23 protein-coding genes are annotated in these 21,662 nt (G+C 63.5%); 12 read left to right on the top strand and 11 right to left on the bottom strand.

The genetic code is table 11. The annotated features are described in order from the left end of the window. Positions 1-2 precede the first annotated feature (2 nt). Both AC56PL_RS12530 and AC56PL_RS12525 read right to left on the bottom strand, forming a co-directional pair. Positions 3-1,193 carry an acyl-CoA dehydrogenase family protein gene (locus AC56PL_RS12530; protein ID WP_495514002.1) on the bottom strand — a complete coding sequence of 397 codons (1,191 nt, stop codon included), beginning with the start codon at positions 1,191-1,193 and terminating at the stop codon, positions 3-5. Continuing rightward, the gene (locus AC56PL_RS12525; protein WP_497154013.1) at positions 1,194-2,432 is read right to left on the bottom strand and encodes a CoA transferase; all 1,239 of its coding nucleotides are present in this window, start codon (positions 2,430-2,432) and stop codon (positions 1,194-1,196) included. It lies immediately after the preceding gene. A gap of 74 nt (positions 2,433-2,506) precedes the next feature. Here AC56PL_RS12525 and AC56PL_RS12520 point away from each other — a divergent pair, with 74 nt between their 5' ends. Next, positions 2,507-3,715 (top strand): acetyl-CoA C-acetyltransferase, encoded by a 1,209-nt coding sequence (locus tag AC56PL_RS12520; RefSeq protein ID WP_497154012.1) that lies wholly within the window; start codon positions 2,507-2,509, stop codon positions 3,713-3,715. Positions 3,716-3,947: 232 nt separating this feature from the next. Beyond that, positions 3,948-4,592: a hypothetical protein gene (locus AC56PL_RS12515; RefSeq protein ID WP_497154011.1), complete on the top strand. Its 645-nt coding sequence runs from the start codon at positions 3,948-3,950 to the stop codon at positions 4,590-4,592. Between the two features lie 21 nt (positions 4,593-4,613). Here AC56PL_RS12515 and AC56PL_RS12510 read toward each other — a convergent pair whose 3' ends face one another. Next, the gene (locus AC56PL_RS12510) at positions 4,614-5,462 is read right to left on the bottom strand and encodes an SDR family oxidoreductase (RefSeq protein WP_495513997.1); all 849 of its coding nucleotides are present in this window, start codon (positions 5,460-5,462) and stop codon (positions 4,614-4,616) included. Between the two features lie 196 nt (positions 5,463-5,658). Here AC56PL_RS12510 and AC56PL_RS12505 point away from each other — a divergent pair, with 196 nt between their 5' ends. From AC56PL_RS12505 to gdhA, 3 genes are all read left to right on the top strand, one after another. Continuing rightward, on the top strand, positions 5,659-6,306 hold the full coding sequence (locus AC56PL_RS12505; protein ID WP_495513996.1) for a LysM peptidoglycan-binding domain-containing protein: 648 nt from the start codon (positions 5,659-5,661) through the stop codon (positions 6,304-6,306). A gap of 79 nt (positions 6,307-6,385) precedes the next feature. After that, positions 6,386-6,886, top strand: coding sequence for a hypothetical protein (locus AC56PL_RS12500; RefSeq protein ID WP_495513995.1), 501 nt, complete (start codon positions 6,386-6,388; stop codon positions 6,884-6,886). A 148-nt stretch (positions 6,887-7,034) separates the two neighbouring features. Next, positions 7,035-8,378 (top strand): NADP-specific glutamate dehydrogenase, encoded by a 1,344-nt coding sequence (gene gdhA / locus AC56PL_RS12495; protein WP_495513994.1) that lies wholly within the window; start codon positions 7,035-7,037, stop codon positions 8,376-8,378. Positions 8,379-8,394: 16 nt separating this feature from the next. Here the strand turns inward: gdhA and AC56PL_RS12490 are convergent, their stop codons facing one another. The 4 genes from AC56PL_RS12490 to AC56PL_RS12475 all read right to left on the bottom strand — a co-directional run bounded on the left by AC56PL_RS12490 (position 8,395) and on the right by AC56PL_RS12475 (position 11,765). Further along, positions 8,395-8,868, bottom strand: a complete 474-nt coding sequence (locus AC56PL_RS12490; RefSeq protein ID WP_495513993.1) for a tryptophan-rich sensory protein — start codon at positions 8,866-8,868, stop codon at positions 8,395-8,397. Positions 8,869-8,962: 94 nt separating this feature from the next. After that, positions 8,963-9,817, bottom strand: coding sequence for an oxygenase MpaB family protein (locus AC56PL_RS12485; RefSeq protein ID WP_497154010.1), 855 nt, complete (start codon positions 9,815-9,817; stop codon positions 8,963-8,965). Positions 9,818-9,891: 74 nt separating this feature from the next. After that, positions 9,892-10,971: an NAD(P)H-dependent amine dehydrogenase family protein gene (locus AC56PL_RS12480; protein ID WP_497154009.1), complete on the bottom strand. Its 1,080-nt coding sequence runs from the start codon at positions 10,969-10,971 to the stop codon at positions 9,892-9,894. Between the two features lie 101 nt (positions 10,972-11,072). Next, entirely contained in the window at positions 11,073-11,765 is a 693-nt protein-coding gene (locus tag AC56PL_RS12475) for a TetR/AcrR family transcriptional regulator C-terminal domain-containing protein (protein WP_495513990.1), read from the bottom strand. Positions 11,766-11,876: 111 nt separating this feature from the next. On the opposite strand from AC56PL_RS12475, the gene AC56PL_RS12470 reads away from it, so the two are divergent. Both AC56PL_RS12470 and AC56PL_RS12465 read left to right on the top strand, forming a co-directional pair. After that, positions 11,877-12,542, top strand: a complete 666-nt coding sequence (locus tag AC56PL_RS12470) for an O-methyltransferase (protein WP_497154008.1) — start codon at positions 11,877-11,879, stop codon at positions 12,540-12,542. A 274-nt stretch (positions 12,543-12,816) separates the two neighbouring features. Then, on the top strand, positions 12,817-13,236 hold the full coding sequence (locus AC56PL_RS12465) for a hypothetical protein (protein WP_495513988.1): 420 nt from the start codon (positions 12,817-12,819) through the stop codon (positions 13,234-13,236). A 94-nt stretch (positions 13,237-13,330) separates the two neighbouring features. Here the strand turns inward: AC56PL_RS12465 and AC56PL_RS12460 are convergent, their stop codons facing one another. Then, positions 13,331-14,191 (bottom strand): alpha/beta fold hydrolase, encoded by an 861-nt coding sequence (locus AC56PL_RS12460; protein ID WP_497154007.1) that lies wholly within the window; start codon positions 14,189-14,191, stop codon positions 13,331-13,333. A gap of 134 nt (positions 14,192-14,325) precedes the next feature. Then, positions 14,326-14,814, bottom strand: coding sequence for a nuclear transport factor 2 family protein (locus tag AC56PL_RS12455; protein WP_482142707.1), 489 nt, complete (start codon positions 14,812-14,814; stop codon positions 14,326-14,328). Positions 14,815-15,058: 244 nt separating this feature from the next. Between AC56PL_RS12455 and AC56PL_RS12450 the strand changes: the two genes are divergently transcribed. The 4 genes from AC56PL_RS12450 to AC56PL_RS12435 all read left to right on the top strand — a co-directional run bounded on the left by AC56PL_RS12450 (position 15,059) and on the right by AC56PL_RS12435 (position 18,946). Continuing rightward, positions 15,059-16,231 (top strand): acyl-CoA dehydrogenase family protein, encoded by a 1,173-nt coding sequence (locus AC56PL_RS12450; protein ID WP_497154006.1) that lies wholly within the window; start codon positions 15,059-15,061, stop codon positions 16,229-16,231. Between the two features lie 28 nt (positions 16,232-16,259). Next, complete coding sequence (bphC, locus tag AC56PL_RS12445; protein ID WP_497154005.1) at positions 16,260-17,171, top strand: biphenyl-2,3-diol 1,2-dioxygenase; 912 nt, start codon at positions 16,260-16,262, stop codon at positions 17,169-17,171. A gap of 185 nt (positions 17,172-17,356) precedes the next feature. After that, positions 17,357-18,013: an IclR family transcriptional regulator gene (locus AC56PL_RS12440; protein WP_497154004.1), complete on the top strand. Its 657-nt coding sequence runs from the start codon at positions 17,357-17,359 to the stop codon at positions 18,011-18,013. Positions 18,014-18,193: 180 nt separating this feature from the next. Then, positions 18,194-18,946, top strand: coding sequence for an IclR family transcriptional regulator domain-containing protein (locus AC56PL_RS12435; protein ID WP_495513984.1), 753 nt, complete (start codon positions 18,194-18,196; stop codon positions 18,944-18,946). 19 nt (positions 18,947-18,965) lie between these two features. Here AC56PL_RS12435 and AC56PL_RS12430 read toward each other — a convergent pair whose 3' ends face one another. Beyond that, positions 18,966-19,754, bottom strand: coding sequence for an SDR family oxidoreductase (locus tag AC56PL_RS12430; RefSeq protein WP_495513983.1), 789 nt, complete (start codon positions 19,752-19,754; stop codon positions 18,966-18,968). A 112-nt stretch (positions 19,755-19,866) separates the two neighbouring features. On the opposite strand from AC56PL_RS12430, the gene AC56PL_RS12425 reads away from it, so the two are divergent. Next, positions 19,867-20,454, top strand: coding sequence for a TetR/AcrR family transcriptional regulator (locus tag AC56PL_RS12425; protein ID WP_497154003.1), 588 nt, complete (start codon positions 19,867-19,869; stop codon positions 20,452-20,454). 47 nt (positions 20,455-20,501) lie between these two features. On the opposite strand, the gene AC56PL_RS12420 is transcribed toward AC56PL_RS12425, so the two are convergent. Then, a complete protein-coding gene (locus AC56PL_RS12420; protein WP_495513981.1) occupies positions 20,502-21,638 on the bottom strand; it encodes a Rieske 2Fe-2S domain-containing protein in 1,137 nt (378 codons plus the stop codon). Positions 21,639-21,662: the final 24 nt, after the last annotated feature.

Below are 21,662 nucleotides of genomic sequence, written 5' to 3'. Positions count from 1 at the left end.
CCCTATAACGCGTAGCTGCGCATCACACCTTTGCTGATGATCGTCTTCTGGATCTCACTGGTGCCTTCACCGATCAGCAGGAACGGCGCCTCCCGCATCAGGCGTTCGATCTCGTACTCCTTCGAGTATCCGTAGCCGCCGTGGATACGGAAGCTGGCCTGCGTCACCTCGGAGCAGTACTCGCTCGTCAGGTATTTCGCCATCCCCGCGGCCACGTCGTTACGTTCACCGGAGTCCTTCAGCCGGGCCGCGTTGACCATCATCAGATGGGCCGCTTCGACTTTGGTGGCCATTTCCGCCAGGGAGAACGAGATCGCCTGGTGCTGGGCGATGGGTTTGCCGAAGGTGCTGCGCTGCTGGGCATACCTTGCGGCCAGCTCGAAAGCCCTGATCGCCACCCCGCAGGCGCGGGCCGACACATTGACCCGGCCAACTTCGACACCGTCCATCATCTGATAAAAGCCGCGGCCCGGCTTCTCGCCGAGGACCATGTCGGCGGAGATCCGGTAGTCGTCGAACAACAGCTCCGTGGTGTCGATCCCCTTGTATCCCATCTTGTCGATCTTGCCGGGAATCGTGAGACCCGGTGACACCTCACCGAATCCGGCGGGCTTCTCGATCAGGAAGGTCGTCAGATTCTCGTGTGACTTCGCGGCACCCTCGTCGGTGCGGACGAGCGCCGCAACCAGGGTGGAGCTACCACCGTTGGTGAGCCACATCTTCTGGCCGTTGATGACGTAGTCGTCGCCGGATCGCTGGGCGCGGGTACGGATCGCGGCCACATCTGAGCCGAGCTCGGGTTCAGACATCGAAAAAGCCCCGCGCACTTCACCGGTCGCCATCCGAGGAAGGAAATGCGCCTTCTGCTCCGGTGTTCCGTGCTGTCGGATCATGTAGGCCACGATGAAGTGGGTATTGATCACGCCGGACACGCTCATCCAACCCCGCGCCAGCTCCTCGACGCACAGCGCATAGGTCAGCAGCGACTCACCCAGTCCGCCATACTCTTCCGGGATCATGAGCCCGAAAAGGCCCATCTCGCGCATCGTGTCGACGATCGCCTGTGGATAGGTGTCGGACTGTTCGAGGGCCTGCGCATTCGGGATGATGTCGCGCTCCACGAAATCGCGGACGGTGGACAGGATATCGGCCTGCACCTCAGTGAGGTCGTGCGTCTGCGCCAGGCGCGTCATCTACGTTTCCTTCTGGGTGATGGGTGTCGACACGCGGATGGCCCCGCGGGTCTCGAGGTCTGCAATTGTGTTCTCGCTCAGACCAAGACACTCGATGAGCACGGAGGCGGTGTCATCCCCGTTGGCAGGGGCAGGCCGGGCCGCCGGGTACCGTCCGTCGATCGACATCGGCGTCGTCGGCGCGAGATAAGAGCCGATACGCGGCTGATCGACCTGCTGGAACATCGGATTGTCGGTGACGCGGGGATCGGCCGCGATCTGCGCGAACGTCAGGTAGCGCTCGTAGAGCACGGCGGTAGCGCTCAGCTCCTTCTCCACCTGATCGATGGTCCGATCCCGGAACCAGATCGAGAACAGACCACTCAAGACGTCGCGATGGCGGAATCGATCACTGTCTTCGCGAAAGTCCACGCCCAGTGCCGTTTCCAATGCGGCTACGGCGTCGGCGGTTCCGGTGACCTCGGCGAGGTCGCGGAAGTGTCGCGGCGTCACCGCGACAACCATGATCGTTTCGCCGTCAGCGGTGCGGAAATCGCTTCCGTAGGTGCCGTACACAGAATTGCCCACCCGGGGCCGGTCCGGTCCACCGAGTTGCACCTCGGCCAAGTAGCCGAGGTGACCGATCGTCGCCAACGCGACGTCCTCGAGGGGCAACACGATCTGCGCCCCCTCTCCGGTGCTCGCACGCCGATGCACCGCTGCCGTCACCGAGAGGGCCGCATACAACCCGCAGGCCACATCCCATGCCGGCAGTACATGGTTGACCGGTGCTCCCAGGGCAGTCGGGCCGGTGACGAGCGGAAAGCCCATCGCCGCGTTGACCGTGTAGTCGACTGCGCCGCGCCCGTCCGCGCGACCGAGCACCTGTACGTGGATCAGATCGGGCCGGGCCCGCGCCAACTCGTCGTAGTCGAGCCAGTCCCGCCCCGCCGCGTTGGTGACCACAATTCCCGCTTCGAGAATGAGTTCCCGGATCAGCGCGGTCGCCTCGGGATCACGAAAGTTCGCGGCCAGCGACCGTTTTCCCTGATTCAGGTTCGCCCAGTAGATCGACTCGCCGTCCTCGGTCACCGGCCAGCGCCGGTAGTCCGCGGCACCGCCGATCGGGTCGACGCGGATCACTTCGGCACCAAGCGATCCCAAGGTCATTCCGGCAAGGGGTGCTGCGACGAAGCTGGATACCTCTATGATTCGTAAACCCGCCAACGGTAACGCCTGGGGTTTGCTCTCCGGGCTCATCGGGCGGTAGGCACAGTGCAGAAGGTCATGGGTCCACCTTGCATTATGGGTCTGAAAAGGGGAAGGGAAAGCACATGCGCGAGGTTGTTGTCTGCGAGCCGATTCGCACCCCGATCGGCCGCTACGGCGGAATGTTCAAGTCGCTCACGGCAGTCGATCTCGGTGTTGCCGCGATGAAGGGTCTGCTGGAGCGGACCGGAATCGCACCGGGCGAGATCAACGACGTCATCCTCGGTCACTGCAACGGCAACAGTGAGGCGCCGGCGATCGGCCGGGTGGTGGCCTTGGACGCGGGCCTGCCGGTCACGGTTCCCGGCATGCACATCGACCGTCGTTGCGGATCGGGCCTGCAGGCTGTCATCCAGGCGGCGTTCCAGGTCGGAAATGGTGACAACGAACTCGTCGTGGCCGGCGGCACCGAATCGATGAGCAACGCCTCGTTCTACTCCGTGGACATGCGTTGGGGCGGCGCACGGTCCGGTATTTCGATGCACGACAGCCTGGTTCGGGCCCGTTCGACCGCGGGTGGTCGCTTCTACCCGGTGCCAGGCGGCATGATCGAGACCGCCGAGAACCTGCGCCGCGAATACGGCATCAGCCGACTCGAACAGGACGAACTCGCGGTCGCTTCGCACACCCGAGCCGTCGCCGCACAGCAGGCCGGCATCCTGGCCGAAGAGATCGTGCCGGTGTCGGTTCCGTCCCGATCCGGTGAGCAGCTGATCGACACCGACGAGCATCCGCGCGCCGACACCACCGTCGAGTCGCTGTCCAAGCTGCGCCCCCTCATGGGCAAGCAGGATCCCGATGCCACTGTCACGGCGGGCAATGCCAGCGGTCAGAACGACGCCGCGTCACTGAGCATCGTGACCACCGCCGAAAAGGCTGCCGAATTGGGTCTGACCCCCTTGGTCAAGCTGGTGTCGTGGGGTGTGGCCGGCGTGGAACCGAAGGTGATGGGCATCGGGCCGGTCCCGGCAACCGAGAAGGCGCTCGCGAAAGCGGGACTCACGCTTTCCGACATCGACCTCATCGAACTGAACGAGGCATTCGCCGCACAGGCGCTCGCCGTGATGCGGGAATGGAAGTTCGGCGCAGACGATCATCAGCGCACCAATGTGCATGGTTCGGGTATCTCGCTCGGCCATCCCGTCGGCGCGACCGGCGGCCGGATGCTGGCAACACTGGCCCGCGAGATGCAGCGTCGCGACGCCCGGTACGGCCTGGAGACCATGTGCATCGGCGGCGGCCAAGGTCTGGCCGCGGTCTTCGAAAAGGTCTGACCGAGATCTATTGGCTCGACGTCTCAGTGGGCTTGCCGACGACCAGATCTTCCAGACCCACGCGCCCAACGTGATTCCGGACGCCCGATACGCGAGCGGCGAAATAGGGCGAGGTTACCCGCACGTCGTGCGTATGCCGGACATCGTGCGATTTGCGTTCCCACCGCCGCCGCGCTCGCCTAATGTCGCAGGCGCATAGGCCGACGAAGGAACCGGACGTGAGGAGCGTGGCATGCGACGAAGTGTGGCAGCGATATTCGCGGCCGGGGTCATGGTGTCCCTGCTGGCCGGGTGTTCCGACGACTCCGACGAATCGTCGGACCGAAGTACGACCGAATCACCGATCCAGTCGACGACGACCGAATCGCCGCCACCGATGCCGGAATCCGCCGACGCGACCGCGGCTCCCGTCAGCGAGGGCAACCTTCGCGCCGACTGCGCGGGTCTGACCTCCGACGATCTGACGCAGATCTTCGGTACCGAGTTCGACACGCCGGTACCGTCGAGCGGCGCGAACAGCACCATCGACGACATCAACTACCAAACCGTCGGGTGTAGCTTCGAATCCGTCGAATCAGAAACCGATGCCAACACGATCGAAGTCGATCTGGACCTGTCGTTTGCAGAACAGTTCAGCGACAACACAGTGCAATGTATCGAGCCGTCCGACCACATCCACCCGGTGACCCCCGTCGCCGGCCTCGGCAATCAAGCCTGGTGGCAGCCAGGCGATTTCGGGAACTCGACCGATGCCGAAGGTGAGCTCACCGTGTGTGTGGACGATGCCCTGATCGCTGTCGAGATCGAAGGCCCGCAAGAACTCCGGGAGACCCTGCAGGAGCAGGCGACCGAGATCGCGCGGATCGTTGTCGGTTGAGTCGGCTCAGCCGTCCGCCACTCAGGCGTCGATGTAGAAGTCCAGGTCGAGGGGTTCGGTGCCGCCGTATGTTGAAAGGTCTGTGACCCCCGCGCCCTTGAGGACGTCGGCGTCGATCAGGACTTCACCGGTGGCCTGCGGCGGCCGCGCCAAGATCAGCGTGGCGGCATCGGCCATGACCTCGGGCTCACGCGCGTGCAGTGCGGCCTCGGGATCTGCCTGGAGGTTCTTGACCGCGGCGGTGGCGATGGTCGTCTCTGGCCACAGGCAGTTGCTGGCGATCTTCTGATCTGCGAACTCCGCCGCGAAGCCGAGAGCCAACACCGTCATCCCATACTTCGAGAGCGTGTACGCGGGGAACTTGCCCAGCCAGTGCGGCGACATGTTGAGCGGGGGCGCGATGGACAGGATCTGCGCATTCGGCGACTTGGCCAGATGCGGCAGGGCCGCCTGGGTCAGCGAGAACATTCCGCGGACATTGACGCCCTGCATCAGGTCGTAACGCTTGAGCGGCAGGTCAGCGGTCCCGGCCTCGTTGATGACGCTGGCGTTGTGGATGAGGATGTCGATGCCACCGAAGGTCTCGACAGCAGCTGCCACCGCGCGCTGCACGTCGTCATCGACACGTACGTCACCGACCACTCCGACGGCTTTTCCGCCTGCCGCAGTGATCTCGTCGACCGCCGTGTGGATGGTTCCCGGCAACTTGGGATGTGGCACATCGGTCTTGGCCAGCAGCACGATGTTGGCGCCCCGCGCGGCCAGCGCGAGCAGAATTGCCAAACCGATACCGCGGCTGCCACCGGACATGAGCACGGTGCGGTTCTCGAAGGCATTGGAGGCCAACGACTCCAGCTGATTGTCCGACATGGTTCGCAAAGCCCTTCGACGTAGTGATGCGCAACTTGCTGCAGGCTATCAGAACGTCATTCTCATTTGCGAGAGGAGCCCTCTACCAGAGGTGACCGAATCGGAAAGTCGAGTACGCATGACACGCCGAGTCCCTGCGACGAGAGTTGTCATCAGGCCCATCCGGACCCACAACACGCCGACGAGCGAGGAAACCATGAAGACCTACAACGTCCAACCCGGTGACACCCTCTTCGCCATTGCGCAGCACGAGTACGGCGACGGCACCCTGTACCCGGTGATCGCCCGCCAGAATCATCTCGCCGACCCGAACGCCATCAGCATCGGGCAACAACTAGAGGTTCCCTACCTGACTTTTCGCCACCGGTTCTCGACCCCCGACAGCTCCGCCGCCCGGCAGGCGATCACGCAGCATTACTACGGCACCACCGACACCGGCACACAATTGATCTGGGAGATGATCAACGGTGTCGCGCAACGGCAGATTCAGCCGGGGTCATGGCTACTCATACCCGACCTCGCCAATTCCGGCCACCACACGGTTGTCACCGGCGACACCCTGCACGAGCTCGCATTCCGCTGGTATGGCGACGACCACTTGCGAATCATGCTGGCACATGCAAATCAGTTGCCGCTCAATGCAACTCTCACCCTCGGCCAGGTGCTGATCAGGCCCGGGCTGAACCGGCGCGCCCATGTTGCCGGCGACACGCTCCACACTCTGTGCGAGACCGAATACGGCAGCGCGAATCTGGATACCTGGATCGGAGTTGTCGCGGCGGCAAACCATATCTCTGTCCCCGATTCCCTGTTTTCCAATCAGGTCGTCTATTTCCCGCGATAACGGAATCCTTGTCGCCCGTAACACAACCGAATCACCTTTTCGATAGGAGGATAAAGCCAACTATCCGAAGGGGAACATCATGCGCATTGCGAAACGAATATCGATGTTGACAGGCGCAGCGCTCGCCGCTGCCGGACTAGCCGTGGCCGGGGCTCCTGCCGCATCGGCCGCACCTGCCGGCCCCACCCTGACCGCAGCTCCCGTGTCCGTCTACCAGATCCCCGCGCTCGGACTACAGGTCAGCGGACTGGCAGTGCCCGGCCCCCTGTTCGTATCGGTCAACGCGTCTTCTCCGGCACCCGGCCAGACCACCTTCAGCGCACCGGGTAGCCCCTCGACCTGCTCGACCAACGCAGCCGGATCCCTGGTCCGGGTCACCTACCGGAACCTGGGCACCGGCGCCGCAGGCACCACGACGGTCAAGCTGTGCCCGTACTTCCTTGATCCGACACCTGTCGAATCAACCGTCTACACCGGCTCGGGCGCGGTGGTGATCTCCGCGGCCATCACCGGATCGTGGGCTTATCCCAACGCAGGTCAGCCATCACTTCCCGGTGTCGGAGGCTTCATCGCGCCCTGACCAGGAGTTGTCTGATCCGTCACCCCCGGCCGCCGCTTATCTGTCGATCGATAGGCTGACGGGCGGTGCCGTCTGACTGTTGACGGCTACTGACACCGCGGGCGAACATCTCGCGGTGCTCGGAGCACGAAGGAGCCAGACGATTCCGATGATCGACACGAAACTGCAGGATCTCTACGACGAAGTGATCGCCCGCAACCCGGGCGAGCGCGAGTTCCACCAAGCCGTCAAAGAGGTACTCGACAGTCTCGGCCCCGTGGTTGCCAGGCATCCGCAGTACACCGACTCCGCCATCATCAAGCGGCTCTGCGAGCCCGAACGCCAGATCATCTTTCGCGTGCCCTGGACCGACGACGCCGGGCAGGTCCAGATCAACCGCGGCTTCCGGGTCGAGTTCAACTCCGCACTCGGGCCGTACAAGGGTGGTCTGCGGTTTCATCCCAGCGTCTACCTGGGCATCGTCAAATTCCTCGGGTTCGAACAGATCTTCAAAAACGCCCTCACCGGCCTACCGATCGGCGGCGGCAAGGGAGGTTCAGACTTCGACCCGAAGGGCCGGTCGGACGCCGAGGTCATGCGGTTCTGCCAGTCGTTCATGACCGAGCTCTACCGGCACATCGGCGAACACACCGATGTCCCCGCCGGCGACATCGGAGTGGGCGGCCGCGAGATCGGCTACCTCTTCGGCCAATACAAGCGCATCACCAATCGGTATGAATCGGGCGTCCTGACCGGTAAGGGCTTGTCGTGGGGCGGTTCTCAGGTGCGTACCGAGGCCACGGGGTACGGCGCCGTGTTCTTCGTCGGAGAGATGCTGAAGGCCGCGGGTGAGTCGTTCGACGGGAAGCGTGTTGCAGTGTCCGGGTCGGGCAACGTCGCCATCTATGCCATCGAGAAGATCCACCAGCTCGGCGGCACCGTGGTCGCGTGCTCGGATTCGAGTGGATACGTCGTCGACGACAAGGGCATCGACCTCGACCTCCTCAAAGACATCAAGCAGAATCAGCGTGGGCGTATTGCCGAGTACGCCGAAACCCGTGGCAGCGGAACCACATTCAGCACCAACGGCACCATCTGGAATGTGCCGGTCGATATTGCCCTGCCTTGCGCAACCCAGAATGAGCTCCAGGCCGACGACGCGAAGGCACTCATCACCGGCGGTTGCTCCATCGTCGCAGAGGGCGCAAACATGCCCACCACACCCGAGGCGATCCGCTTGTTTGCCGACTCCGGCGTCCGGTTCGCGCCGGGCAAGGCCGCCAATGCCGGTGGTGTGTCGACCAGTGCGCTCGAGATGCAGCAGAACGCGTCGCGGGACTCATGGTCGTTCGAGCACACCGAGGCGCGTCTTGCCGCGATCATGCGCAATATCCACGACACGTGCCTGCACACCGCCGATGACTACGGCGTCCCCGGAAACTACGCAACCGGGGCGAACATCGCCGGATTCACACATGTTGCCGACGCGATGATCGCGCAAGGCCTCATCTGAGCTCCGGCCCGGAGCTTCAGCGGTTGAGGCGCCAGATCGCGGCGGACAGCACTGTCGCAAAGCCGCACCATCCGGCATAAGGCGCCAGTGCGACCGCCGCCGTTGACGATGCCGGCGCCGCACGGCGGACCAGGTCTGCACTGCTCGCGGCAAGTGCCGCGGCAGTCAGGGTCGCGGCACCGGTGCGGTGCGCCTTGAAGAACACCCAGGTCCAGGCGCCGTTCAGTATCAGATTGGCGACCAGCGCGCGTTCGAAGGCAGCGGCGTCGATGTGGCGCATATCGTCGTTCAGCGCATCAATCGTGGCCGCCGAACTGATCGCAACATCGGCATACAGAGCCGTCCACGCGATCGGGAACACCACCGCCGGGGGCTGAAACGCCGGCTTCGACAATCGGCGATACCAACGCGAGTCGGTGTCTTTCGATGCAATCGAGCCGACCACAGCCGTGATGGTGACCGCGCTGGCGGTTCTGACAATCGAACGCATTTCCGGCACTCCCGTCGACGTCGAACAGTCCTACCCGCCAACGTACCCCCGACGTCCGGACCGCCCTACGTCATCGGACGAGAACCCATCTTTCCTAGACCAGCGGGCGCCCGAAACGGCACCGCACCCGCGCATCCCAGAGAAGTAGGCGAAAGCCCAACTGGGACAGCCACAATGGTTTACGTCGCTCACGCTCTACGAGATCGTCGATGTAGCCGTCGAACCACTCCTGATCCGCAGCCGTCCACGTAACCCTCATCGCCTCACGGAATAGCGGTGGTAGGTATCCGATGGTGCGCCGGTATTTGACCTGGCCATAACGTTTTTTGATCGCGGGATGCGCATAGTCGAAGTTCGCGATGCCGAGGAGGAACTCGCGGACCTCGTCGGATATCGAGATCTCAGCCGATCGCCGGTGCCAGAATTCCTCGAACGCCTGCCGGGTCGGTGGCCACACCTCTGCCGGCATCTGCAGCGTGGTGCCGCAGACCTTGCCCTGCTGGTAGAACGTCTCGAGGTCCACGCCGGTCAAGGGACCGTGAACTCTCTCGTAAATGTCCTCCCATCCGACATACAGACAGGCCGCGACCCACAATTGCAGGTCGACGTTCATTGCGTTGTATTCGACGGGACTGCTGTCATCCGAACGGACCTGCACGTGCTGACGATTGACCGCCTGCCGAAAGCGCCTGCGGTCGTCGGCATTCCCGAATACGGCCACTGCCAGATAGGCCCCCGTGGTGCGCGCCCGCTTGACCGGATGCAGATCGAGCCGGCCACTCTCGACCTTGCTACGGGCAACGCCGTAACCCACGGCCGGATTGGCCAGCTGCATGATCACGTTGGCCGTACTCATCGTCCGCCCCATCGACAGCAGCGACTTGCCGAAAAAGCTGCTGTCGATCCGGTCCATCTCGTCGCGCGACATCCGCCGGTCACTGGTCCCCATCCGCCCCACCCCTTATCTGACTACATCTGTTACCAGAATAGAGTAGTTGCTCACGCGCGGGTCGGCGAATCGGTTCACGCGGTGACGTTGCGCGGCACCACACCGCGGGCAAGAGTCAACGGGAGATCGTTGTAGGTGGCGATCCCCGGGGCAGCGGCGACAACGGCAGAAATCGCATGGATGGGCGGCAACGCGGTCATGATGTGCCCGAGCTTGAGGAAGTCGGCCATGGTTTCGGCTTCGTAGTACGGCGGCGGCAGGAATCCGATACTCATGTTCACCGTCGGACGACCGTCGATGGTGATCTTCCAGCTCTCGGCGCCCATCTGCCAGTCCGGTTCGAGGGTCTGGCCCTTGCGCCACCTCACGTTTACGTCGATCAATGTCGTATCACCCACGCGCCCTTGCCAACTCACATACACGCCGGCAACGCATCCCGCCGGGATCGTCCACGAACCCAGATCCACGTCGGCCGTGGTGTGCGCATACTCCGCCTCACAGACGATTTCGTCGAGTTCGACGCCGAGCGAGTCGGCAACCAGACGGACCGCCTCGGCAAAGACCGCGGTTCCGTTGGCGGCCATCGGCGCCAGATTCGGATCGTCGATCGGGGTGCCGAATCCCACCGGCCGTTCCGTGTCGGGTGAGTCGTAGAAGGTTGTGTCCGCGGCTTCGGCAATGGTGACCTTGTCGACCCGATCGCAGGCATTCGTCGCGACAATCGCCAGGAGTTCAGCAAAGCCCGGACTCACACCGGAGCCGAAGATCGTCGATCCGCCGACCTCGCAGGCCTCCAGGATCCGGTCCCTGCCCTCCCCGAGATTGTGTCCGGTGATGAACGACGCCGAGGTGACGACGTTGGCGCCGGACGACAGGATCGTGACCAGTTCGTCGACGTTGATCCACATGGGGTTGTAGACCACGACGTCCGGCTTCAGCGCCAACAGCTGCTCGACGTCGCTTGTTGCCGTGACTCCCAACGACCCGATCCCGCAGAGTTCGCCGACATCGCGGCCCACTTTGTCCGGGGACCAGGCGAAACAGCCGATGAGTTCGAGTGTGGGGTTTGCGGCGATCGCCTTCGCGGCTTCGAGTCCGACGTTTCCGGTGGTCCACTGGACCACGCGGTGCGGTGTGGCGTTCTTCTGTGGCATAGCTGCCTCGATTCAGGTCCGGCGGTTTCCCTATGCCTACACGGCATGAGACACGTCGCGGCGTCTTTTCCGAAACTTTTTCCCGGCCGGGGAAAACTGGGTCAGGCGGAGGAACCGATCGCAGCCAGGCGGCTCTCCAGACCCGCGATGATCACGGCCAGATCGAACTCGAGTTGGCCGTCGTCGGATCCCGCACTCTGCCTCGCCGCGACCAGACTGCGCAGCACCGGAAAATCCGTGTCCGGGGCGCTCATCAAGGTGCGGGCCACATCGGGTACGTCGGGATGGATCTTGCTGTCGGTGGCCTGCAACGTATCCCGTCCGGTCGAGTAGGCCACCTCGGTCAACAACGCGAGGATCCGGCCCGCCTCATCGAGACCGAAACCAGCATCGACCAGACTCAGCAAGACCCGCTCGATCGGAGCCAAGGTGCGCACACCGCCGGAGCCGGGTAGTCGGATGTACATCGCCAGCGCACCCACCGTGACAACCGCGTCGCGCACGGCACTGGCATACCGGCGGATCACTTCGCGCCAGTCGGCGCCGGTCGGCAGTTCCACCCCACTCAATTCAGACTCGAACACATCGAACGCGACCAGCTCACGCAAGCCGTTGAGATCGTTCACGTGGTAGCTGAGAGCTTTGCGATCGACGCCCAACACGTCGGCAACTGCCTGCATCGTCATGGTGTCCAACGGCAGGGTGCGTGCGGCTCGGATGATGACCTCACGGCTGATCCGTGCGGGGCGCCCCCGGCGCGCAGCAGCGGGATTCTCATTCGCCGAGTCCGACAATGCGCACCTCCCAGGAACTTGTTGCCAACCCTAGTTCAGCGATTGGTACACCTACGCGCAGTCTGGCCAGAAGTATGGGCAAACCCTTTCGTGAAGCGGCACACTGAAAACATGACCGAGAACTGGGCCCTCGCCGACCTGTACTTGAGCAATGTCCTGATCGGAGATGATCCGGCCCTCGACGCCGTCATCGAAGCCAATGCCGACGCACAGCTACCGACGATTGATGTCGCACCCGTCCAGGGCAAGTTCCTGCATCTGCTCGCACGAGCGATCGGTGCCCGGCGAATTCTCGAGATCGGCACACTCGGCGGATACAGCACCGTCTGGTTGGCGCGGGCAGTTGGCGGCAGCGGACGCGTCCTCACACTCGAATACGAGCCCCACCACGCCGAGGTGGCCCGGGCCAACGTCGACCGGGCACTGGTGGGCGAACGTGTAGAGATCAAGGTCGGCGCAGCGTTGGACATCCTGCCCACGCTCCCCGCGGACGCCCCGTTCGATCTGGTGTTCATCGACGCCGACAAACCCAACAACAGCAATTACGTGCGTGCCGCGCTGCGGTTGTCGCGGCCGGGCACGGTCATCGTCATCGACAACGTCGTCCGTGATGGCGCCATCGCCGATCCGACCCAGGACGACGAACGGGTGGTGGCCAGTCGTGAGGTACTCGATCTCCTTGCCACCGACCCTCGGCTTGATGCCACCGCGCTACAGACGGTGGGCGTCAAGGGCTGGGATGGATTCGCGATCGCTCTGGTTCAGAACGTCGACTAGAGCATTTCCACACGGTGTTGCGTTCGCCACCGGTGAACACAAAGTCTGCCCTTTCAGGCAATCCTGAAAGGGCAGACCTGTCGGTACTCGACTGAGGCGAAACACCCTGCGCCCAGCGAAGATACGAACGATCGCAAAATTGAGGTAGTCGACTACTCGCGGTTTCCGGGGAGGCCACCCCGAGCCTTGACGTACTGCGAATCAAACGACCGCAGAACGACTATCCGAAAAGGCGATCATCATGGCTACAGGAAATGCCTCTACCACAACACAATTGAGTACCGACACAGCACGTCGCCGCAACGCATGGATCAGCATCGCTGCGATAGGAATTGCGGTAGGCGGACTGGCTCTGGCCGCACCGGACGCGCAAGCTGACGTTCGCGCGATCACCGTCGCGCCGGGCCCGAGCTTCGGTACATCGGCGCAGCACGGCTCCGGCTGCACCTACAAGGTCACAATCGCCGCGGACCCCGGTACCGACCTCGTCTATTTCTGGGACAGTGCCCCTGCAGCCTTCAGCCGCCTCTCGCCGGTACCGGCTGACAGGACCGTCGAAATCCTGTGGACACCGCTGGGCCCGGGACCGCATGAGATTCGGGCATTCCAGGGGATGCAACCTACACAGGTCGAACCGGTCGACGTTGCAGTCGGCCACGATTTCGGGTCCTCCTGCTGGGCACTACCGTTTTGAGAACGGTCACTGCTTCCAGGTACAACGCCGCTACCCCTGATCGATAGTTCGATCAGGGGTAGCTGCAACAGGTTTCGGCACCTAGGACGAACGCCTACGCCCGTGTCAGGAAGGCCAGCACGGCAAAGAGCCAGGCCTCGCGGGCCTCGATCATCGTCCAGTGCCCGCAGTTCGGGAACACGTGAAGTTCGGCGTTTGGGATGTCGCGCATCGGTAGGACGGCCATGTCCACCGGGCTGACCCGGTCGTCGCGGCCCCAGGTCAGCAGAGTCGGGGCCTTCACTTTCTGCAGCTGCGCCCAGTACGGCACCGCGTCGGCGGAGTTGTTCGCCGCGATCGTCGCGGCAAATGCCTTGCTGCTGTACATCCGTCGGGCGATCTCCAACGTGGTGGGCTCGGTCGCAAGCTCCCAGCGCTCGTCGATCAGTTCCGGCGTCACCAGTCCGCGATCATGAACCATCGACAGGAGCCAGCGGATCAGGCCCTCCCGCGTCGGGTTGTCGGTGAACTCCATCAGCAGTTTGATGCCCTCGCTGGGTCCCGACGAGAAGATGTTCTTGCCCATACCGCCGATGGTGACCAGCTTGCCGACCCGCTCGGGTTCGGAGATCGCGACCTTCGTTGCGACGATGCCACCCATCGAGTTGCCGATGATGTCGACGGCCCCGAGACCGAGTCCGTCCAGGAACACACCGACAGCCGATTCGGCCATCACCATCGGGTGTCCGTCGACCGGGTCACTCACACCGAAACCGGGGAATTCCAGTACCAGGCAACGAAAATGCTCCGCCAGCTCGGCGAGCACTCCGCGGTAGTTGCGCCATCCGGTGACCCCGGGGCCCGATCCGTGGAGCAGTAACAGCGGCGGTCCGTCACCGGCCTCGTGGTAGCGAAGGACTCCGAGGCTCGTCTCGAGTTCCTGTCGGCTCTGTTCGTAGCTCACGTCTGCAGTCATGGGCCATGACGTTGCCAGGGCGCTACCACCGTCCACAGCAACGATTCCGCTGAACGAGATGTCAGATCAGCAACAAATCGGTGTGTACCAACAGCTTCCACTGAGTGGAGGTCGGATGGTCTACTTCCGCGAGCTCATCCCTGCGAAGCGCGGGCAAGCAACTCGCGGGCCCCGGCACTGCCGTCGAGCAATCGCGCAGTGCGGCGACGGATCAGCCACCGACCATCGATTCGTCCGAGGTCGAAGCGGTTCGCGGTGACACGCCAGACCCGAAACGAATCCTCGCCAACATTGCGGCGCAGAAGCAGCGAGTGGCACGTCGCAACCGCGGTGTCGCCGTCGACGCGGATATGGACGGGATCGAGAAGATGGCCGCAGCCCTCGTTGATGTAGTCCTGGTGGGGCCTGGTGCGCACCATCTCGGTGATCGCGTCGCGTCCTTCCATCACCCGGATGTCGATGTCGTAGACGGCATCGTCCGCCCACAGGCGACCGACCGCATCGGCGTCACCGGCGTCGACAGCCGGGCCGTAGGCGGTGAGCACTTCGTGGATCGCCGCCTTGTCTTCGAGGGTCTGCACGCGCTCGAGCAGGGAAGCCACCAGGTCTGCGGTGTCGGTCATGTCAGTCCTTCCGGAAGATGCAGGCATCCACAGGTGATGCCGGTACATCTCGTTCTACCGGTATCGACCCGACCGCACCCCAGGCGTCCCGCTCAACGGAAACGTAGGTGCACCATCACTGTCTCGCTGGGAATGTTGGTCACACCACACCCGCACAATGCGTGCAGGTCTTGTCAGTTCCGTGGAGAAATCCCCACGCAATCTCCGGCTCGTCATGGGCCGAATTTCCAGGAAGAGTCACGCCATGGGCCAGGTATTGGACAGAATCATGCAGCACGCGGACGAGATCCGCGCGGGCGCCGCCGAAGGCGAGTCGCTGATGCGGCTCACCGACACGACCGCGAAGCACCTGCGAGATTCCGGCATCATCCGCATGTTCCAGCCGAAGGAATACGGCGGCTTCGAGGGGCACCCGCGTGAGGCTGCCGAAACCACCATGGCACTCGGCGCTCTGGACGGTGCGACGGGCTGGGTCGCCGGCATCGTTGGCGTCCATCCGTGGGAACTCGCATTCTTCGATCCCAAAGCCCAGGAAGAGATCTGGGGCGAGGACAACGACATGTGGATGGCGTCGCCGTACGCGCCCATGGGTGTCGCGGTCCCGGTTGACGGTGGGTACATCCTCAACGGACGCTGGTCGTTCTCGTCCGGCACCGACCACTGCGGCTGGGTGATGATCGGTGCTGCCGTCGGCGACAAGGACGGCAACCGCACCGACAAGGTTCTGCACGTCGTGCTGCCGCGTTCGGACTACGAGATCGACCAGGACAGCTGGAACGTCATCGGCCTGCGGGGCACCGGCTCAAAGGATTTGATCGTCAAGGATGCGTTCCTACCGGAGTACCGAACGCTCGACGCCGACATCGTGCTCAGCGGCAACGGGTGGCGCCACGCGGGACACGACGAGACCCTGTACCGCTTCCCGTTCTCCTGCATCTTCCCCCTGGGCATCACGTCATCACTGATCGGCATGACCGAGGGCGCGCTGGCCTGCTACATCGCAGCGCAGAAGGAACGCGTCCAGGTCACCGGCGTCCCCATCAAGGAAGACCCGTACGTCCTGTTCGCGATCAGCGAGGCGGCATCCGAGATCTCCGCTGCCCGGCTGTCTCTGCTCGAGACGGTGGACCGGTTCTGGGACAAGACGGACCGCGGCGAAGAAATCGGTTTCGAGGAACGCGCAATCGGCCGACGTACCCAGATCGCGGCCGCATGGCGTGCGGTGCGTGCGATGGACGAGGTATTCGCACGTGCCGGTGGCGCAGCGGTGCATACGAAGACCCCGATGCAACGGTTCTGGCGGGATGCGCATGTCGGTCTCACCCATGCCATCCACGTACCCGGCATGACCTACCACGCTGCCGCACTCGCCCAGCTCGGTGGCGACCCGCAGGGCGCATACCGCGCAATGATCTGACCCTCTTCATATTTCAAGGACGGAAGCCATGACAGAACTTCGGGGTCTCGGTTACCTCAGAATCCAGACGCAGGACCTGGCGCGCTGGCGCGAACTGCTCATCGACGGCCTCGGCATGGCCGTCGGCAGCGGCCCCGAGCCGGACGCGCTGTATGCCCGAGTCGACGAACGGCGTTCGCGCATCTCGGTGCTCCCCGGCGATTCCGACAAGGCACTGGCCGTCGGCTGGGAGGTGCGTGACGAGTTCGCACTCGAGCGGGTACAGCAGGCCGTCGAGAAGTCCGGGCGCACCGTTGAGATGTTGTCGCGCAAGGAGAGTTCGTATCTCGATGCCGAACAGGTCATCGCGTTCGACGACCCGGCCGGAACCCGCCTCGAAGTGTTCTACGGTCCCGTTCTCGACCACAGCCCGGTGGTGACGCCGTTTGCCGGCCGCTGGGTGACCGGCGGACACGGCCTCGGCCACGTGGTGCTGCCGACCGCGAAGTTCGCCGAGTCGTACGAGTTCTACACGCAGGTACTCGGATTCCTGCCCCGCGGCTCGATCCGGCTCGACGAGGAGGGATTGGCCCGGGTGCGATTCCTCGGCATCAACCAGCGCCACCACAGCCTCGCGCTGTGTCCGGCCCCGCCGACCGAAGCGCCTGGCCTGGTACACCTGATGACCGAGGTCGACACCCTTGACGCAGTCGGCCAGGCGCTCGATCGGGTCAACCTGCAAAAGTTCTCGATCTCGTCGACGCTGGGTCGCCACACCAACGACAAGATGATCTCCTTCTACGTCCGGGCTCCGGGCGGCTGGGATCTCGAGTTCGGTACCGAAGGCATGCTCGTCGACGAACGGTTCTACACGTCCGAGGAGATCACCGCCGACGCCTACTGGGGCCATGATCAGTCCGGCTCCGAGCCGCTGAAAGCCTTCGTCCCGACAGCCGGCTGACCCCCTCTCACCGCAGGTCAGAACCCATTCAACAGAGAAGCACCGGGACACTCGTCGCGGTGCTTCTCTGCGTTCATCCGCCCACCTGAGAGCGAAGAACCCTTTCGCCGCTCAAACAGCGTTGCAGTACCATCCGTCATTGATTGTCCGATCAATCAATGAGTACCTCTTGCCTCGGAGCGCCCTTGCCCCCCACAGACCACGAACGACCCCAGACCGTGATGGGGCGAGTACTTCTGCTGCTCGAGCCGTTTCGAGAATCCGACAGCTTGACGCTCACCGAACTGGCCGAACGCACCGGGTTTCCGCGATCGTCGACCCACCGAATGCTCTTGCAACTCGTAGAGGTCGGCTGGATAAGTCGCAGTGGAACCAGCTATCACCTGGGCCCGAAGCTGACCGAACTCGGATCCCTGGCGCAGCGTCATGACCGGATCCACCAGGCCGCCCGCGCGAGCATGTACCAACTGCACAAGCACACCCGAATGGCAGTTCACCTGGCAGTTCTCGAGGGCGACGATCTGCTCTACCTCGAAAAGATCGGCGGCAGATGGGCGGCGAGCGCCCTTCCCACCCATGTCGGGCAACGCCGGCCCGCACACGAAACCACCGAGGGCGTCGCCCTCTTGGCCTACCGCGACGGCCGTGAGCCCGCCGCTGAAGAACGCATCTTCGACGGTATCGGGGGCGAGCAAGTGCATAGTGTTGCCGTCGCCTTCGATGCGCACCACGGCGAGATCGCCGCGCTTTCTTTGACCGGACGGGTCGGACGAACACCGGAAGGTGCCGTCCGCGACCTGACCCGGGCCGCCGACCTGGTGGCCTCGACGCTCTCCATCTGAGCCCCGCGCGTCACAAATCCGCACCCGAAAGCGCATGGGTGGAGACGCACATCACCAATTCAGTTTGACCCACGTCACAGTCCTGCTATCGTCATATCCACATTGATTGAGCGCTTGATCAATACGATTGCCACGCGCTTGTAGGCCACAGCCCCGGCCTGCTGACCGATGGAGGTTTACGTGAGAAACGGCGACGACTTTTCCCCGGCTGTCATCGACCGTGTGGCAGGTCTGCTCGATGAGTTCCGTGACGGTAACGAGCTCACCTTGTCCCAGTTGTCCTGTCGCACAGGCCTACCGCGCTCGTCGGCTCACAGGCTGCTGTCCCAACTGGTCGAATTCGGCTGGGTGAGCAGGCGCGGGCAGTCGTACGTTCTGAGCCGCACGATGTTCGAGTGGGGCGCGCTCGCCCAACAGCAAGACAGCCTGCACCGGGCCGCGCACCCGGTTCTGCATGAACTTCACGCCACCACCGGGCTCGTCGTTCACCTCGCGGTCCTCGACGGCAATGACGTCCGCTACCTCGACAAAGTCGGCTGTGGCCCGGTTGCACTCCCGTCCCGGATCGGTGGGCGGCAACCCGCTCTGCGCACCGCACTGGGCAAAGCGCTCATCGCACACTCCGGCGTTGATCCGATGCGCAATCGATCGGCAGTGGCGTCCTTGAAGGCGGCGGGCACCAGCGTCGGGCTACGCCACGAGATCGCCCACATTCGGCAGCGCAACGTGGCACACGAACGCGAAGATTCGGTGCCCGGCGTTGCGTGCGTGGCCGCCCCGATCGGCAACGCCCGGACCTGCGTGGGCGCCCTGTCGGTCACCGGGCCCGTCAACAGAGTCGACACCGTCACCCTGGCGACTCCCGTTCGGGCAGCAGCGCGGGCAATCTGGCAGGCCCTGGGCGAGAACGGATCTGTACGACAAGCCGGATGAGCGGCCCGGCCACACGCCGTCAGCGAACGAGCGCCTGCCCGCCGTCGACGGCCAGGGTATGACCGGTGATGTATCGGGCGGCGTCGCTGCACAGGAACACCGCGGCAGGACCGATGTCGTCCTCTGGATCCCCCAACCGCCCGAGCGGGACCGTGCGGAGATATTCCGCGGCAGCTTCGGGTTCGTGCTGCGCCCACTGTTCCATCGTCTGGGAATTGGCCAGCGGCAGAAGCGCATTGACACGGATTCCGTCGGACGCCCATTCGCACGCCGCGGTCCGGGTCAACACCCGCACCGCCTCTTTCGCCGCCGCGTAGGCACCGGTACCGGAAGGATTCCACCGAATACCGGCCGCTGATCCAAGGTTGACGATCGAACCGCCACCCTTCAGATATCGATGGCAGGCCCGCATCATGAGCCACGTCGCGGTCGGACCGGATTCCATGCCCTCTCGATACGTCGCCTCGTCGATGTCCAGCAGCAATCCCGGTGCCGGACTCTGAGCGTTGTTGACCAGCAACGTGATTCCACCGAACTCTTCGGCGACCGCAGGCACCAGTGCTTCGATTGCGCCACCGTCGGTCACATCGCAGACAAACGCCGCCGCTCGACCGCCGCGGGAGATGATCTCCTCCGACACGGCACCGATGGTGGCTTCCGTGCGGCCGACCACCGCCACCTGCGCTCCGGCCGCTGCCAACGCAAGAGCGATGCCACGCCCGATCCCCTGCCCGGCACCGGTGACGATGGCGGTTTGGCCGTCCAATACGGCCGGCTGTAAAGGACGACCACCAGTAGAAGTAGTCATGCATACTCCTTCAGAACACTTGGACAACCGGAGCCATTGATCGTTTGATCAATGGCTATGGCACAATCAGCGCCATGGGCACCCGACGCCCGAATCCGACAGGGGTACCACCGTGGATCCGCAAGAACGCAGGAAGCTGATACTCGACCGCTCGGCCGAGATCTTCGCTCGAAAAGGTGTGTCCGCAACCACCATTCGCGAGATCGCCGAAGCGGTGGGTGTCTATTCGGGCGCGCTGTACCACTACTTCCCCTCCAAGGAAGCAATCGTCACCGAGCTCATCCGCGAGTACATCGAAGATCTGTCGGCACGATGCAATGACGTACTGGCGCGCGAGCTACCGCCTGTCGAGCGCCTGGTGGCGCTCGGTGTGATCGCGCTCGAGACCAGCGAGCAGTACCACGGCGCCACGTCGATCTGGCGACGTGAAGGCGAGTACATGCGTGAACGCGTGGTCGAGGCCGATATGGCGGCGACCGCCGACACCATGGAGGTTGCTTGGCGTGATGCCATCACCGAAGGCGTTGCCGCCGGTGACCTGCGCACCGACATCGACCCCAAGGTCTTTCAAGAACTTCTCTACGACTCGTTCTGGCACGCCTCACGCTGGTTTCGGCCGAGCCCCGAGCAGACCTTGGCCGATCTCGCCCGCACCGTGATCACCGTGTTCGTCGACGGGATGCGCCACCGCGTCAACTGACCTGTCGGCCATGCCACCATCCGGTGGCAGGGCCGACAGGCGTGGCATCACTCCTGGGGAGCTGCGAGGTTTTCCTCGACTTCTTTGTGCCAGTTCTCCAGTGCACGAGTGGTGTCGACCTCGAACTCGAAGCGCTCGGTCATGTCTGGGGTGACATCTTCGATGTCGACGTAGAACTGGCTGTACCACCTACGGAGCTGATACACGGGCCCGTCCTCCTCGGTGAGGAGCGGGTTCTCGATACGCGTCTTGTGCTTCCAGATCTCGATGTCCTGCCCGAACTGCTCTTCGAGACCGTCGGTGAACAGCGTTGCCATGTCGGCCATCTGCTGGTCGGTCATCCCGTCGATCTTCTTGACGATGGTGCCGAACTGAAGGACAAACGAGTTCGAGGTGACCGGGTAGTGGCAGTTGATCAGCTTGGACTCGATGGTGGAGCCATCGGCGACGGTGTAGATCGTGTCGAGCATGAATGAGGGGCCGTAGTAGAAGGCGTCTGAGATCGTCTGCGCCTCAGGGAGATCCATCTGCACACCGGTCTTGATGTCGTCACGGCCGTACGAGCGCATGTGCTGTCCGGCCACGTGTCCGTCGAAGACGTTCTTGAAGTATTCCGGCATCTGGTAGTGCACGTAGAAGAAGTGGGCCATGTCGACGACGTTGTCGACGATCTCACGACAGTGTGATCCCTCGACGTGGATCGTCGTCCACGTCCAGTCGCTCCACTGTCCGTCCTCGTAGCCCTCGATCTCCGGAATCGACAGCTCTGCAGGCGGTTCGGAACCCTGCGGGCAGTTCCAGACCATCAGAACGCCGTTGCGTTCCATCGTGGTCCAGGTCTTCGTCCGGGCAACCTTGGGGGTGCGACGAGCGTAAGGAACCGACTCGCAACGGCCCTTGCCGTTCCAGCGCCAGTCGTGGAACGGGCAGGCGATCGCGTCACCCTTGATCTCACCCCGGGCGAGGTTGCCACCCATGTGTCGACAGAAGGCGTCGAGCACGTTGATCTTGCCGGTGGAGTCGGCGAATACGACCAGATCAGTACCAAAGACCTTGACCTGGTGTGGCTTTCCGTCTCGGAAGTCTTTTGCCAATCCGATGCAATGCCAGCCACGCGCGAAACGTGTCGGATTGGTGCCGGTGTCGATGTTTCGGATCTCGATACGTTCTTGCTCGACGGTCATGAGGTTCTCCAAATGGGGTGTGTA

The sequence above is a fragment of the Williamsia sp. Y721 genome (assembly GCF_059683565.1).
This window is presented reverse-complemented; position numbering and strand designations above follow the sequence as displayed.